Source organism: Candidatus Amarobacter glycogenicus, assembly GCF_016704105.1.
Classification (GTDB): domain Bacteria; phylum Chloroflexota; class Dehalococcoidia; order Tepidiformales; family Tepidiformaceae; genus Amarobacter; species Amarobacter glycogenicus.
Genome location: NZ_JADJAT010000004.1, coordinates 283354 through 297759 on the forward strand (window position 1 = coordinate 283354; position 14406 = coordinate 297759).

General features: G+C 66.4%; 15 protein-coding genes. 10 read left to right on the forward strand and 5 right to left on the reverse strand.

What is annotated here, in order from left to right; genetic code table 11:
* Positions 1-38: 38 nt before the first annotated feature.
* Both IPG14_RS08780 and IPG14_RS08785 read left to right on the forward strand, forming a co-directional pair.
* Positions 39-1136 (forward strand): glycosyltransferase family 1 protein, encoded by a 1098-nt coding sequence (locus IPG14_RS08780; RefSeq protein ID WP_343391550.1) that lies wholly within the window; start codon positions 39-41, stop codon positions 1134-1136.
* Complete coding sequence (locus IPG14_RS08785; protein WP_343391551.1) at positions 1133-2023, forward strand: glycosyltransferase family 2 protein; 891 nt, start codon at positions 1133-1135, stop codon at positions 2021-2023. The genes IPG14_RS08780 and IPG14_RS08785 overlap by 4 nt, the downstream gene beginning before the upstream one ends.
* Here IPG14_RS08785 and IPG14_RS08790 read toward each other — a convergent pair whose 3' ends face one another.
* The 3 genes from IPG14_RS08790 to IPG14_RS08800 form a co-directional block, all read right to left on the reverse strand.
* Positions 2024-3094 carry an MraY family glycosyltransferase gene (locus tag IPG14_RS08790; protein WP_343391552.1) on the reverse strand — a complete coding sequence of 357 codons (1071 nt, stop codon included), beginning with the start codon at positions 3092-3094 and terminating at the stop codon, positions 2024-2026.
* A gap of 77 nt (positions 3095-3171) precedes the next feature.
* Positions 3172-3858 carry an ABC transporter ATP-binding protein gene (locus tag IPG14_RS08795; protein WP_343391553.1) on the reverse strand — a complete coding sequence of 229 codons (687 nt, stop codon included), beginning with the start codon at positions 3856-3858 and terminating at the stop codon, positions 3172-3174.
* A gap of 11 nt (positions 3859-3869) precedes the next feature.
* Positions 3870-4973 carry an ABC transporter permease gene (locus IPG14_RS08800; RefSeq protein ID WP_343391554.1) on the reverse strand — a complete coding sequence of 368 codons (1104 nt, stop codon included), beginning with the start codon at positions 4971-4973 and terminating at the stop codon, positions 3870-3872.
* A 117-nt stretch (positions 4974-5090) separates the two neighbouring features.
* Between IPG14_RS08800 and IPG14_RS08805 the strand changes: the two genes are divergently transcribed.
* Positions 5091-5591, forward strand: a complete 501-nt coding sequence (locus IPG14_RS08805) for a hypothetical protein (RefSeq protein WP_343391555.1) — start codon at positions 5091-5093, stop codon at positions 5589-5591.
* A 22-nt stretch (positions 5592-5613) separates the two neighbouring features.
* Here IPG14_RS08805 and trmD read toward each other — a convergent pair whose 3' ends face one another.
* Positions 5614-6303 (reverse strand): tRNA (guanosine(37)-N1)-methyltransferase TrmD, encoded by a 690-nt coding sequence (trmD, locus tag IPG14_RS08810; RefSeq protein WP_343391556.1) that lies wholly within the window; start codon positions 6301-6303, stop codon positions 5614-5616.
* Complete coding sequence (locus tag IPG14_RS08815) at positions 6300-6794, reverse strand: MogA/MoaB family molybdenum cofactor biosynthesis protein (protein WP_343391557.1); 495 nt, start codon at positions 6792-6794, stop codon at positions 6300-6302. The genes trmD and IPG14_RS08815 overlap by 4 nt, the downstream gene beginning before the upstream one ends.
* Positions 6795-6953: 159 nt before the next feature.
* Between IPG14_RS08815 and IPG14_RS08820 the strand changes: the two genes are divergently transcribed.
* From IPG14_RS08820 to murD, 7 genes are read left to right on the forward strand one after another with little or no spacing between them, the layout of a single operon-like run.
* Complete coding sequence (locus tag IPG14_RS08820) at positions 6954-7463, forward strand: hypothetical protein (RefSeq protein ID WP_343391558.1); 510 nt, start codon at positions 6954-6956, stop codon at positions 7461-7463.
* A gap of 10 nt (positions 7464-7473) precedes the next feature.
* Positions 7474-8427: a 16S rRNA (cytosine(1402)-N(4))-methyltransferase RsmH gene (gene rsmH, locus IPG14_RS08825; RefSeq protein ID WP_343383774.1), complete on the forward strand. Its 954-nt coding sequence runs from the start codon at positions 7474-7476 to the stop codon at positions 8425-8427.
* Positions 8428-8477: 50 nt separating this feature from the next.
* Entirely contained in the window at positions 8478-8861 is a 384-nt protein-coding gene (locus IPG14_RS08830) for a hypothetical protein (RefSeq protein WP_343383775.1), read from the forward strand.
* A 45-nt stretch (positions 8862-8906) separates the two neighbouring features.
* Positions 8907-10652, forward strand: coding sequence for a penicillin-binding protein 2 (locus IPG14_RS08835; RefSeq protein ID WP_343391559.1), 1746 nt, complete (start codon positions 8907-8909; stop codon positions 10650-10652).
* Entirely contained in the window at positions 10649-12025 is a 1377-nt protein-coding gene (gene murF / locus IPG14_RS08840) for a UDP-N-acetylmuramoyl-tripeptide--D-alanyl-D-alanine ligase (protein ID WP_343391560.1), read from the forward strand. The genes IPG14_RS08835 and murF overlap by 4 nt, the downstream gene beginning before the upstream one ends.
* Positions 12022-12987, forward strand: a complete 966-nt coding sequence (mraY, locus tag IPG14_RS08845; protein ID WP_343391561.1) for a phospho-N-acetylmuramoyl-pentapeptide-transferase — start codon at positions 12022-12024, stop codon at positions 12985-12987. The genes murF and mraY overlap by 4 nt, the downstream gene beginning before the upstream one ends.
* Positions 12987-14393 (forward strand): UDP-N-acetylmuramoyl-L-alanine--D-glutamate ligase, encoded by a 1407-nt coding sequence (gene murD, locus IPG14_RS08850; protein WP_343391562.1) that lies wholly within the window; start codon positions 12987-12989, stop codon positions 14391-14393. Before mraY ends, murD begins: the two co-directional genes overlap by 1 nt.
* Positions 14394-14406 lie beyond the last annotated feature (13 nt).

Genomic DNA, 14406 nt, shown 5'->3' on the forward strand with positions numbered 1-14406 from the left:
CCGCGATTATAGTTTCGCCCTTCCGTTAGGATCGCCGGATGAACGGGCGGCCCCTCCGGGTCTTCTACAACGCAAGCGCACTGCCGGCCCGGCCAGCCGGGGCGGGCGTCTACACGGTCGAACTCGGGCGAGCGCTGGCGGCCGTGCCGGGCGTCGAGTTGGTCGTAGCGGCCCCCGAACCGTTCGCATTTGGCGTCGACACGATCCGCCCGCGGCCAACTGGCCGCGGCCGCCAGGCGTGGGAGGCGATCGCGCTCAGCGGCGTCCTTGCCCGGTCCGAGGTGGATGTCTATCACGGGCCCCACTTCTACGTCCCGAAGACCGTGGTCCCGGCCGTCGCCACGGTCCACGACCTGACGTTCTACCCCATGCCGGCGCGCTACACCTCGTGGCATCGCCGCTACTACCGGTACCTCGCCCGGTGCGCGAAGCGCGCGGCCCGCGTCATCGTGCCATCGGCGACCGTTGCCGCCGATGTCGTGCGCTACCTTGGCTACCCGCCGGAACACGTCCGTGTCATAGCAGAAGCGCCGCGAGCGGGCCTGGCGCCGGCCTCGGCGGAAGAAGTCGCGGCCGCTCGCCGAGAGTTGTCGCTCGAATCGCCTTACCTGCTCTGCCTGGGCACCGCCGAGCCCGGGAAGCGCGCAGTGGACGCCATTCGCGCGATGCCCGCGATACTCGCGCAGGCACCCGGGACCACCCTCGCGCTCGCCGGGAATCCCGGCCGGCTGAGTACGGGGCTCGAACGCGAAGCCGGGCGGCTCGGCGTGTCCAGGTCGGTCCGCTTTCTCGGTTACGTCCCGGATGATGCCCTTGCTCCGTTGCTCACCGGCGCGACGGCACTGTTGTTTCCTTCGCTGTTCGAAGGCTTCGGGCTGCCACCTCTGGAGGCGATGGCCTGCGGCACGCCGGTCGTTGCGGCCGATGCGCCCGCGGTCTCTGAAGTGCTGGCGGGCGCTGCAGTCTTCGTCCCTGCCCGGGACCCATCGGTGATCGCCGTCGAGGCTGTCCGCCTGTTGACCACCCCAGGGCTGCGAGCGGAACTTTCGGCGCAGGCACTCGAGTTCGCAGCCCGCTTCTCCTGGGAACGCGCAGCCGCCGAGACGGTCGACGTCTACCGGGAGGTCGTCTCGTGAGGCTGGGGATCGTGGTCGTGAGTTACAAGTGCCGTGAACTGCTGCTCGCCTGCCTCGAATCCATCGAATGCCACCTCCCCGCGCTCCTCGAGACGACGGTGGTGGTGGACAACGCCTCTGGCGATGGGGCTCCCGAGGCGGTCCGGCGGCGCTGGCCAGTGGTCCAGGTCATCGAGGAGGAACGCAACGTCGGTTTCGCTGCCGCCGCGAATGCCGGCATGCGGGTGCTCGAAACGTGCGACGTTGTCTGCCTCCTCAATCCCGACGCGGTACTGCTGGATGCCGGTGCCCTCGCCGCCGCCGCGTACCTCTCCGGGCACCCGGACGCTGGCGTCGCAGGAGCCCGAATCCTGAACTCCGATGGTTCGATCCAGCCCAGCGCCCGTGCATTCCCCGGCCACAGGAACGCCTTCTTCAACCGGCACTCGCTCACGACCAGGCTGTTCCCCCGCAACCGCTTCTCAAGCAGCTACCTGATGACCGCCTGGTCCCACGACGACGTTCGCCCCGTGGACTGGGTCTCCGGGGCGTTCATGTTCATCCACCGCCGGGCGAGAGAAGCGGTTGGCCTGCTCGACGCCGCCTATTTCTTCAGCATCGAGGACGTCGACTACTGCCGCAGGGTGAGGGACGCCGGACTCGAGGTGGTCTACTTCCCCGGGGCGACGATCCGCCACCGCGTGGGGGGAAGCTCGCGGAAGGCGGTCTACCGCGCCATGGCCGCCCACCATCGCGGGATGTGGCACTACTACCGGAAGCACCTTCGGGGAACGTTCTTGCTCGATGCCGCGACGTTCGTGGCGATCTGGGCCAGGTTCGGGCTCCATGCCACCTCATACGCCCTGCGCACCTTGAAGAACCGGTGCCTTGGGCGCCCGAATCCTTAGCTACAGGTCTTGCCCGGCCGCGGTGCCCCGCCATCCAGACACCCTCGCCGAGTTCCAGAAAGACGTGCCATATCCGAAGAGCACGATCAACGCGACTGCGAACGCCAGCACGGCCAGCCCGACGATCGCGGACCCCGCGCTCTTGTACCACGTGTGGGCGAGCAGCGCCCCTGCGCAGAACAGGAGCGTGATGGCGTAGCTCACGAGCGTGAGCTTTCGCGGGGAGTAACCCGCCCGCTCCATCCGGTCGTGGAAGTGGTCGGCGTCGTGCTTGAAGGGGTGCCGGCCATCGAGATAGCGGCGCACGAACGCGACTCCCGTATCGAGGACCGGCAATCCAAGCGCCACCAGTGGGATGTAGAGCGGCACCCGCCCCGTCGTATCGACGAAGCCTGCGATGCTGAGGCCGGCGATCATGAAGCCGAGGAAGTAGGCTCCTGAATCGCCGAGGAAGCGCTTCGCCTGCGGCAGGTTCAGCGGCACGAACCCGAGTGACGCGCCGGCAAGCGCGGCAAACAGCATCGCGATGAGGTCGTGCCCGAGGTCCCAGGCGATGTACGACATCGTGCTCGAGACGAGGGCGGCGACACCGGCGGCGACACCGTCGCGGCCGTCGATGAGGTTGATCGAGTTCGTGATCAGCATCACCCAGAAAATGCTTACCACGGGGTCCATCCAACCGAGCGCCAGGGTCCCCCCGCCGGGCAGCGTCGTCTCGCCGATACGGAACCCCGCCAGGTAGATGCCCAGCGCCGCGAGAAAGTGCGTGGACATCTTGTAACGCCAGTCAAGGTCCTTGAAGTCGTCGCGGGCCCCAACCGCGCAAACGACCGCGCCGCAGGCCACCAGCACGAGGAACTCCCGCCGGTCGTCACCAACGAGCCGTCTCGCATGGTCGCTGAAGAGGGCCATGATCAGGATCGAGGCGACGAAACCGCCGAGGATGCTGAGTCCGCCGATCCGGGGCATCTGTTCGCCCCTGCGGCCCGTCTTCGTTGGCAGCCGGAGGGCGAAGGTGAGGGGAAGCGCCACGCAGAGCGCCACGGCAGCCGTCTGGAGCTCAATGTCCACCTACAACTCCGGCCCGGACTTCGCCATGCGGCGATGGCGCATGCTAACGGCAGCGGAACCGGAACGGCCAGCGGCCCTCAGGACTTCTCCACTTCCGTCATGAGGCCGTCGTGCATCGCGAGGATGCGGTCCGCCAGCTTCGCCATGTCCATGTCGTGAGTAACCATCAGGCCGAGCTTGCCGCGCTGCTTCACTTCCCGGATGAGCGACTCCACGACCTGGCGCCCGCGAGCCGAATCGAGGCTCGCGGTTGGCTCATCGACGAGCACCAGGCCCGGGTCGTTCATCAACGCGCGAGCGATGGCGACACGCTGCCGCTCGCCGCCGCTCAGCTCGGTTGCCAGCGCCCCCGCGCGCCCCTCGATGCCAAGTTCCGCGAGAAGCCGGTCGGCGCGCGCCCTGGCTGCCTTGCGGGCCGTGCCGCTGATCTGCGCCATGACGAGGAGGTTTTCCCGTGCCGTCAGGAACGGCAGGAGGTTGTTGGCCTGGAACACGTAGCCGACGGACTCCCGCCGGTAGGCCGCCTGTTGCGATCGGCTCAAGCCTGCGATGTCGCGTCCGTTGACGACGATCGTCCCCGCCGTCGGCGTCAGCAGTCCGCCGATCATAGCGAGGAGCGTCGTCTTGCCCGAACCGCTCGGGCCGACCACGGCGACGAACGCGCCTGGTTGAGTGGAAAACGAGGCATCACGCACCGCCTGGACCGCCTGCTCGCCCGAGCCGTAGGTCTTTGAGAGCCCAGAGACTTCGAGGGTTACCGTCATCGTCCCCGTTCCTATTGCTGTTGCCCGAGGGCGATGATGGGGTCGACTTTCGCGACCTGTCGTCCGGAAAAGGCGGCGCCGATCGCCGCCATGAGCACGAGCAGCGCCGACGTAACCAGGAATGTGCCGGTGGTGAAGGCGATGGGCACCGGGTTGGGTACCTGCTGGAGCGCGCGGTTGGTCAGCCAGGCGAGCGGGATCGCGATGGCGACTCCGGCGATGCTGATGGCCAGGACCTGGAGCAAGACCTGGCGGAACACGAAGAACGAGCTCGCTCCCACAGCCTTGAGGACGCCGATCTGGCCGATCTTCTGGAGCGTGAGCACGTAGAAGAAGACGCCGATGACCAGCCCGCCGATCAGATAGCCGAAAACCCGGAGCGCCTGGACCGTTGATTGCTGGCCCGAAACGCCCTCGATGTTCGCGAAAGCAGTCGATTTGTCCACGGCAATCCACCCGTTGCCGCGCGAACCTGCTGTGCCTTTTCCCTTCAGGAGCATGATCGATGCCGCGGGCACGTCACTTCCGGACTTACCGTACTTCAGCTCCTGCCAGGAACTGCGGAGCAGGTAGACCGAAGGCTGGAAGAAGAAGTTGCCCTCGTTGGTCTCGCCGACGATGACGTAATCCCGCTCCACCAGCCGGATGGAGACGCGGACAGCGTCGCCGACATCGAGGCCGGAGTAGCGGAGGAAGCTCCGGTCCACGAGCAGTCCGTCCCGATCATCCGCCGTGAGCATGCGCCCTTTCGTGACCTTCGGTTCGCCGATACTCCCGGGTTCGAACCCGAGGAATGCCGCCGAATCGATCTCTCCATCCGCCGCCTGGTAGTTAGCCGCCAGGTATCCGAGCGGTGCGCTCGATTCGGCTCCGAACCGTTGGCGTATCTCCGACACCAGTTCCGCGCTGAGTTCGGAGCGGATAACGCTCAGGCCAGCTCGCTCCGAATACGCGACGGCATCGGCATCGAAGTTCTTCAGGGCGCTGCCTGCCTGTTCGTTCAGCCCCACGCCGAGCCCGTTGATCATCAGCACGAGGTAGCTGATGAGCGTGACGATGAGGGCGATGAGAATGAACTGCAGCTTTCTGCGGCGGATTTCGAGTAGTCCAATCACGGCGGTCACTCCCGCGGCGCCCGTGCCCCGCGTCACAAAGATATCGCCTTGTTCCCTTTGCCGGGCAGCCGCAAAGATCGTTCCGCCCCGGCCAGCTACAGTCTCTGGAGAGCAATGTTGGAAGACCCGTCCGTCCATCACCGCGTGGCGCATCCTCCGCGGGCGAGCCGCGTCCTCGCCGCCGGCGAAGTCGCGGGCGTCCGGACGGAAGTCTGGATGGGCGGCGCCCACACCTCGCACGGAGATGACCTCACCGCTACAACGCTGGGCGCGTCATGGTTGATTGACTGCGCAGGCGACATCGACCGTTCCTACCGCGAGCTGACCTCTCGCTGGCTGGCATGTGTCTTCCCGGACCTGGATGGACCACTGACGTCCCCGGCGCGTATCAGCGAGGTCGTTTCTGAATCCCTGGCGGCCATTCTCGAAGGCAACGGCGCCGCCCCCGAGCGCATCTACGTAATGTGCCAGCACGGGATGAACCGGAGCGGGCTGGTGAGCGGCCTGATCCTTCGCGGGCTTGGCCTCGAAGCCGCTGAGACCATCGACCGCATCCGCCGCGCCCGTCCTGGCGCGCTCGCCAACGATTACTTCTGCCAGATGCTCCGCCGCACCTGAATCCCCTTGGCTGGCCGCGAAGCTACGGAGAGTCGCCGAGGAGGTCGGGCCGCCGCTCGCGTGTCCGCTCGAGGCGCTGTTCCTGCTTCCACTTCTCGATCTTCGCGTGGTGCCCGCTCAACAGGATCTCCGGCACCGCCCAGCCGTTGTACTCTGCCGGCCTTGTGTACTGCGGGTGCTCAAGCAGCCCGTCCGCGAACGACTCTTCCTCCGGGCTCACCTCATCTCCGAGTGCACCCGGGATGTGCCGCGCCACGGCGTCGATCAGCACCATCGCCGGCAGTTCGCCGCCGGTGACGACGAAGTCGCCGATCGACACTTCGCGGTCGACGCAGTGCTCGACGAACCGCTCATCGACGCCTTCGTACCGGCCACACACGAGGATGAGCCGCTCGTTCGTCGCCAGCTCCCGCACGAGCGAGTCATCCAGGACCTGGCCCTGGGGCGAAAGATAGACGACCAGACCCGGCGATCCATCCTGTCCCTGGACGTGCTGCAACGCGCGGTCGAGCACGTCCACGCGCATCACCATCCCCTGGCCGCCGCCGAACGGAGTGTCATCGACTGAGCGGTGCCTGTCGGTGGCGTGGTCGCGGATGTTGTGGACCTGGAGGTCGAGCAGGCCGTCTTCGCGTGCTCGCTTGATGATCGAAACCGCGAGCGGTCCCCCCTCGAACGCCTCCGGGAAGAGCGTGAGGACATCGACCCTCATCGATTTTCCTGCGCGTGTTCGACCGGGCCCTGGAGGAGCTCGGCGACATGGCCGAGAAGCGGGAGGACAACGTCCATCCCCTGGGCGACGGCCTTCGGGCTTCCCGGGAGGTTGACGATGAGGACGGCTCCGCGCGTGACCGCGATGCCGCGCGTCAGTGCCGCGTAGGGCGTGTGTTGCAGGCCATTCGCGACCAGCGCGTAGGCGATGCCCGGGACATCGCGCTCGGCAACGTCGCGGGTCGCCTCGGGTGTGACATCGCGTTCGGTCAACCCGGTGCCGCCGGTAGTCAGGATCACATCGCACAGTTCGGAGTCAGCCCAAACCCGAAGGTGCTCGGCGATGAGCGCGCGCTCATCGCGGACGATGTCGTGCCGCATCACGGTGTGCCCGGCTTCGAAGAGCATGCGGACGATCGTCTCGCCACTCTCATCGGCACGGACTCCATCGGCGCCGCTATCAGAACAGGTGAGGACACAAACACGAGCCATGCCGGCCATGGTACCGCGACCGCCGGCCCATCCGCCCACGGTGCCCTCGCTCGCCGGGCGCCACGGGGCATCTCCTACCAGCTCCGTGTAAATGTTCAAACAATTGCTTGACACGGCTGATCCCTACTTTTACAGTGCCGATGGGGTGTCAGGGGGTCAGTGGGGGCATCAGCCCATACCGTCCCATACACCAGGGCCTCGCGCCCACGCCCCGAGGGCCAACAGGCGATGTACTTCGTCGGCAAAGTCGAATATCAGCTCGATGATCGGAAACGGGTCCCCATCCCGCCGATCTACCGGGGCGCGTTCGATGCCGGCGGATACCTGAGCATGGGCATCGACCCGTGCATTCAGTTGCATACGCCCGAGTCCTTCGCCGCTACCGCGGCGATCATCGAAGCCATCCCCGCAGAGACGGAGGAGGGCGACGATGCCCGCCGCGCCTTCTTTGGCTCTGCCGGCGCCGTCCAGAAAGACGCGCAAGGGCGGATCACCCTCGGGCCGGAATTCCTCTCCTACGCCGGACTCAGCAAGGACGTGGTCGTTGTGGGTGTCGGGGACAAGCTGGAGATCTGGGATCGTGGCGCGTACCTGGCTCGCCAGCCGGACGCGCTCGTGAACCGCCGCAGGGCTACGGCCCGCCAACAGGCCCACCAGGGGGAGGCGTAACGTGGTTGTTATGACAGCGCCAACTCCCGTGCATGTCCCCGTCCTGCTCAACGAGAGCCTTCAACTCCTCGATGTGCGGGAAGGCGGCGTCTATATCGATTGCACCACCGGCCTCGGTGGCCATAGCTCGGCGATTGCCGGGCGAATGGGCGAGACCGGCCGGCTCCTCTGCCTCGACCAGGACCGCGAGGCGCTGGAGTTCGCGCGTGCGAAGTTGGCTCCGTTTGGGAGACGGGTCAGTTTCGTCCACGCGAACTTCCGCGAACTCGCCGATGTGGCGAAGCGGGAGGGTTTCCAGGCTGCGGACGGCATCCTCATGGACCTCGGCATTTCATCCTTCCAGATCGGGGAGCCCCGGCGCGGATTCGCGTTTGCGCTCGAAGGCCCCCTCGATATGCGGATGGACCCTGGGTCCGGCGGCATCACCGCCGAGGAGATCGTCAACACCTGGGATGAAACGTCGCTTGCGGACCTCTTCTTCGAACTCGGAGAAGAACGCCAGTCCCGCCGGATCGCTCGCGCGATCGTGCGGAACCGGCCGCTGCGGACGACGTGGGAATTAGCCAGATCTGTCGAGCAGGCTGTGGGGGGTTCCAGGGGACAAACCCATATTCACCCCGCCACCAAAGTCTTCCTGGCGCTCCGGCTCCGTGTGAATGGGGAACTCGACACCCTCATCACGGCTCTGCCGCTCGCCTGCAGCCTGCTCGGCTCTGGAAACTCGCATGGGGGCCGCCTGGCCGTCATCAGTTTCCACTCTCTCGAAGACCGGATCGTGAAGCAGTTCTTCCGCCGCGAGGCGACGGATTGCATCTGCCCGCCCGGGCTTCCCGTCTGCCGTTGCGGCCACACCGCAACGCTGCGCGAACTCACGCGGAAGGCCATCCGCCCCTCCGAGGCGGAAGTGGCGGCGAACCCGCGGTCCCGCAGTGCGGTCCTCCGTGCTGTAGAACGGATCGGTTAGCCATGGCCGCGATCAATCACCCCCTGGGGCATCCCCGGCGTGGATTGCCAATGCCTGTGCCGGGCGGTCGCCTCAACCTCTGGCTGGCGTTCGGAATTGTTGCCGCAGGCGTTTCCGCTCTGCTGCCCGTGCTCCAGAACAGCCTCGCCACCAGCCGTGGATTCGACATCCAGGCGGCGGAGCGCCAGGAAGCGGAACTCACCGGGCAGCTCAGCCTGCTCGAAGGCGAAGTCGCGTCGTTGACTTCCATATCGCGGATTGAACGGCGGGCGCAGGAAATCGGCCTGCTCCCCGTGACCGACCCGATCTACGTTACGGTGAACGAGCCCGGCCCCGCGCCGGCGAAGCTGCCTTCGGAGTATCTCCCCAAGAACGACGCCAAGCCGGTGTCGTCATCTCCGTGGTGGAAGCCGCTCGTGAACTGGCTGCCCTAGGGCAGCCCTAGCTGTCCTCCTTCGGGAGGACTGGAGGCGCGTTCGATGGCGCAACAGCGCCCGCATGGCACCCGCCGTGTCTGGCTCCCGGCTGCCGCGTTCGGCCTCTTCGCCGCGGCTATCGGCGTGCGCCTCGTCCAGCTCCAGGTCCTCGAACACGACTACTACGCGGCGAAGGCGAGGGAAGAACTCCTCGGCAACGACACGATCTACGCGCAGCGCGGCACCATCCTCGACCGAAACGGCGGTGTCCTGGCCACCAGCGTGACGACGTGGGACATCTACGTGAACGTGCGCGTCTGGAAGGACGACGCGGCCGCGAACAAGGCAGCGACGGAACTCGCCCCATTCCTCAAGACCACCCCCACGGCCCTCCGGTCGCTGGTCTCCTCGGCGGAATCGCTCGACGCGCGCGTCTATCACGACCTCTCCTACGAAGCGGGCATCGAACTGATCAAGCGGAAGGTCCCGGGTGTGATCGCCCTTTCGAATACCGCACGCATCAATCCCGAGGGGGATGTCGCATCCTCCGTCCTGGGCTTCATCGGCACGGAGAACACCGGTCTCGCCGGGATCGAGGCGGCCTACAACGAAGTCCTCCAGGGCCAGCCGGGCCGCGCGATCTACGAGCGCGACACGACCGGCGACCCGATCCCCTACGGCCAGCACACGGTGACGCAGCCGAAGCCCGGCGAGGACCTTGTCCTCACGATCGACAGGGTCCTCCAGGAGATGGCCGAGCAGTACCTCGCCGATGGCATGAAAGAACACCGGGCGAAGGGTGGCTCGATCATCGTGATGGACCCGATGACGGGAGAAATCCTGGCCCTCGCCACGTCCCCCGGCCTGAAGTTCAGCTCGCTGGAGGAGGACCTCTCCGGAGGTGGTGACGACGCCCTGTCGCTCCTCCGAAACCGCGCCGTGACCGACCTCTATGAGCCCGGAAGCGTGATGAAGATCATCACCGCGGCAGCAGCCATCGATGCCGGCGTGGTAGGCCCGAACACCGAGTACGTCGACACGGGCATCGTTTATATCGAGAACGTCCCGCTCAAGAACTGGGACGACGGCTCTTACGGCAAGCAGACGATGACGGGCGTCCTCCAGAACAGCATCAACTCCGGCGCGGTGTTCATGCAGCAGGCGCTCGGGACGAAGCGATTCCAGCAGTACCTCGATGCTTTTGGCTTCGGAAAGCCCACCGGCGTCGACCTCCAGGGCGAGGCATCCGGTATCTTCCGCCGGCCCGAGGATGACGGTTATTCCCCCGTCGACGTCGCGACGCAGTCGTTCGGCCAGTCCATCAGCGTGACACCGATGCAAATGATGCAGGCAGTCGCCGCGGCGATAAACGGCGGCAACCTGATCGCGCCGCACGTCGTCAAGGCGCGGATCAAGCCGGACGGGACTCGCGTCGACGTCCCACCGCAGGTGGTCGGCCGGGCCATTTCGCCCCAGACGAGCGACACCATCCGCCAGATGCTCGGAGCTGTCGTCAGCCAGGACCCGGACGGCTGGGGACGCAATCCCTCGCGCTACACTGCGGGCGGGAAGTCGGGGACGGCCAACGTACCGGTGTGGGGAACCTACGACGAGACACAGATCGTCTCGTTCATCGGGTTTGCCCCGCTGGAGAGCCCGAAGATCCTGGTCCTGGTGAAACTCGACGAAAACGGCGACGGGAAGACTGGTACCGTGGCGGGCGGGCCGATCTTCGCAAAGTTCACCGATGACGCCCTCCGTTACCTGAGCGTGCGGCCGGAAAAAGGACCTTCGGCGGTGTCCCGATGACCGCCAACCTGACGACGGCGTTCGTTGCAGCCGCGATGCGCAGTCGCGGCTACTCCGTTTTTGAAGGTCCGGAGCGAGATATCACGGGCGGCGCAGCCGATTCCCGCAACGTTTCGCACGGGGATCTCTTCGCTGCTTTCCCGGGGGAGAACGCGGATGGGAACCTCTTCGTCGCCGACGCACTCAAGGCCGGTGCCGTCGCGGTTATCTGTTCCCGCCAGCCCGACGGAGAGTGGCCCGGCGCAACGATCGCCGTAACGCCAGACGTGACGCGGGCAGTTGGCGAACTCGCCCATACGTGGCGTCGCGAGTGCGGTCCCCGGGTCGTCGGGATCACCGGCACGGTCGGCAAAACGACGGCAAAGGACTTCACCGCGGCCGTCCTGGCGAATCGTTTCAACGTCCACAGCAGCCCGGGGAACCTGAATAGCCGGGAGGGCCTACCTCTTGCGCTGATGAGCCTGCGGCGCGACCACCAGGTGTCGGTGCTCGAACTGGCGATGGATAGCACGGGCGAGATCGCCGAACTGGCCGCCATCGCGGAGCCGGAAATTGGCGCGGTCCTGAACATCGGGTTCACGCACGTTTCGAAGCTCGGCAGCATCGACGCGATCGCAGCCGAAAAGCTGAGCCTGGTCCGTGGCCTGCCGCGGACAGGTACCGCGCTGCTCAACGCCGACGATCCCCGGATCGCGCCCGTGGCGGCGGAGCTCGGCTGCTCGGTCATCACGTTCGGCTGCGCCGAAGAAGCCGCCCTCCGCCGAGGCCAGGTCACCGACCGGGGACTCGATGGCACGTCGTTCGACGTGACCTTCGGGGAGACCACGGAACGTGTGAACTCTCCGTTGCCGGGGGCCCACACCGTCTCGGCGGTGCTAACCGCCATCGGGGCGGCGATCGCGCTCGGCGTGAACTTGCGGGGCGCCGCATCGGCGGTCTCCCAGTCTCGCGCGACCGGAAGAGCCCGCGTAAGCCACACCGAGGCCGGCGCCACCATCATCGATGACCGTTACAACTCGAGCCCGGCGTCTCTTGCGGGGGCCCTGGAGATGCTCGCCGGCCTCCCGGGCCGGCGAATCGCGCTGCTCGGCCGGATGGCCGAACTGGGCGAGTTCGAAGAGGCCGAGCACCGAAAAGCTGGCGCGGTTGCGGCACGTTCCTGCGACCTGCTTGTCTGCTCGGGCGAGACGTGCCGGGCGCTCGCGGAGGCGGCTCGCGCAACTGGCCACGGCGATGTCCGCTGGTTCGAGACGAAAGAGGAGGCCGCTGCCGCGGTCGCTGCGATCATCGAGCCGGGCGATTACGTGCTCGTAAAGGCCTCGCGCGGTGAGGCGTTCGAAACCATCCTCCACGTCCTGGAGGACGCCCGATGATCCACGCCCTCTTCTCCGGGGTAATCACGTTCTTCATCGCCGTCGCGGTCGGCTCTCCGATCGTGAACTACCTGCGCCGCCAGAAGATCGGCAAAGAGATCAGCGAGTACCTGCCCGAACACCAGCACAAGGCGGGCACACCGACGTTCGGCGGCTTCATCATCTGGCTGCCAACGTTCGTCGTCACTGCCGTCGCGGTGGATTGGTGGAAGCACCAGTCCATCCTGCTTCCGCTCGGCATGATCGGCATCACGATGGCCGCCGGCTTCGTGGACGACCTCGGGACACTCCAGCACCGCGCACAGAAGGGCCTCTCTTGGCGCTTCAAAATCACGTTCACGGCGCTCTTCGCGGTCGCCGCCGCAGTCGTCCTCTATGAGTACATCGAAGTCGAGTCCATCAACATCCCGTACGTCGGGAGTTACTCGCTCGGCCTGTTCTACATCCCGCTGGCAGCCGGGATCATCGTCGCCACCACCAGCGCCGTCGCCGTAAGCGACGGCATGGACGGTCTCGCCGGCGGCACGACGCTCATCGCGTTCATCGCCTACGGAATCGTCGGCTTCATCCAGGGCCAGGAGTTCGTCGCCACGTTCGCGTTCATCATCGCCGGCTCCACCCTCGGCTTCCTCTGGTACAACGCCCACCCCGCGCGCGTGATCATGGGAGATACCGGCGCGCTCGCCCTCGGTTCGTCGCTCGCGGTCATCGCGCTGATGACCGGCCAGTGGTTGTTGCTGCCGGTCATCGGGATCGTGTTCGTGGCCGAAATGGGCAGCAACCTCATCCAGATCGGGTACTTCAAGCTGAGCGGCGGGAAGCGCGTCTTCAAGCGCGCCCCGTTCCACCACCACCTCAACCTCATCGGCTGGGCAGAGACCCAGGTGGTCACGCGCTTCTGGCTCGTCTCCATCGTCGCCGCGATGGCCGGTGTCGCCCTCGCCCTGGAGGTGCCGGACTAATGACCGCACCGAACGGCTCGCTACTCTCGGCGCCCCCGGAAGTCCGCGGAAAGCGCGTCCTCGTCTACTCGCTGGGCATCGAGGGCCGTGACCTCGCGGGCTGGCTTCTTGCGAACGGCGCGACGGTTGTCATCTCCGATACTCGCTCCGATGAAGCCCTGGCGGCCGCCGGGGCGCACGCGCCCAGGGGCGTCCTCCGCCTGGTCTCCGGCGAGCCACTGCTGGACCCGTCCGGCTACGACCTCGTTGCCGTTTCGCAATCGGTGCTCCGCTACAACCCGGCGCTCCAGCGGGCGCGCGAACTCGGGATCCCGGTGACGTCCCAGATGCGGCTCTTCATGCAGCTCTGTCCCGGCAAGACCGTCGGCATTACGGGTTCAAGCGGCAAGTCGACGACTACCGCGCTCGTCGGGGGGATGGCTCGCGAAGCGGGGATCGACAGCATCGTCGGGGGGAACATCGGCGAAGCGCTTCTCGGCCACCTCTCGGAGATCTCTCCCGATACGACGGTCATCCTCGAGATAAGCCACACGCAGCTCCAGTACACCGATCGCTCGCCGGCCATCGCGGCGATCACGAACATCACCCCGAATCACCTGGACCAGTTCAGCTGGGACGAATACGTCGGCCTGAAGCGCAACATCCTCACCCATCAGCGACGGGGCGATTCCGCCGTCCTCAATGCCGATGACAAGACGAGCCGAGCCCTCATGGCGTCGGTCAAAGGCCGGCTCGTCCGTGCTTCGATCCTCGAGGAACAGCCCGGCCCCGGCGCCTGGGTCGAACGTGGCGAAATCGTCGTCCGGGGCGATGGCCGCCCACAGCCGGTCCTTCCGGTCGAAGCAATCCGTCTCCGCGGCCAACACAACCTGGCGAATGTCACCATGGCCTGCGCCATTGCCTCCGAAGCCGGAATTCCTCTTGACGCGATGGCGCGCGCGATTCGCGCGTTCACGGGCGTCCCCCACCGCCTCGAGGTGGTTGGTTCAGTGAACGGTGCAGCCTGGGTGAACGATAGCATCGCGACGAGTCCCGAGCGGACGATTGCCGGCCTGCGTGCGTTTAGCGAGCCAGTCGTCCTCCTCCTCGGCGGCCGCGACAAGAACCTCGACCTTGACGGGCTGCGCGAACTCGCCCGTTCGCGCTGCCGGACCGTCGTCTGCTTTGGCGAGTCCGGCGACCTCTTCTGCGCGGCGATGCGGGGCGCGGTGGCCGACTGCACGCGGGTGAACACGCTCGATGAAGCCGTCGCTCTCGCCGCTACTCGCACCGCGCCGGGAGACGTTGTCCTGCTTTCCCCGGCAGGTACGAGCTTCGACGCCTATCCAAACTTCGAGGTCCGGGGTGAAGCGTTCCGGGCCGTGGTCCGGGCACTGCCGGGGTTTACCGAGGAGGTGTCGCCATAGCCGCCATCCAGCA

Coding starts and splice junctions, on each gene's coding strand:
- IPG14_RS08835 (WP_343391559.1), top strand. CDS start 8,907: ATGGCGCAACAGCGCCCGCATGGCACCCGCCGTGTCTGGCTCCCGGCT.
- murD (WP_343391562.1), top strand. CDS start 12,987: ATGACCGCACCGAACGGCTCGCTACTCTCGGCGCCCCCGGAAGTCCGC.
- mraY (WP_343391561.1), top strand. CDS start 12,022: ATGATCCACGCCCTCTTCTCCGGGGTAATCACGTTCTTCATCGCCGTC.
- trmD (WP_343391556.1), bottom strand. CDS start 6,303: ATGAGGGTCGATGTCCTCACGCTCTTCCCGGAGGCGTTCGAGGGGGGA.
- IPG14_RS08830 (WP_343383775.1), top strand. CDS start 8,478: ATGCCTGTGCCGGGCGGTCGCCTCAACCTCTGGCTGGCGTTCGGAATT.
- rsmH (WP_343383774.1), top strand. CDS start 7,474: ATGACAGCGCCAACTCCCGTGCATGTCCCCGTCCTGCTCAACGAGAGC.
- IPG14_RS08780 (WP_343391550.1), top strand. CDS start 39: ATGAACGGGCGGCCCCTCCGGGTCTTCTACAACGCAAGCGCACTGCCG.
- IPG14_RS08815 (WP_343391557.1), bottom strand. CDS start 6,794: ATGGCTCGTGTTTGTGTCCTCACCTGTTCTGATAGCGGCGCCGATGGA.
- IPG14_RS08795 (WP_343391553.1), bottom strand. CDS start 3,858: ATGACGGTAACCCTCGAAGTCTCTGGGCTCTCAAAGACCTACGGCTCG.
- murF (WP_343391560.1), top strand. CDS start 10,649: ATGACCGCCAACCTGACGACGGCGTTCGTTGCAGCCGCGATGCGCAGT.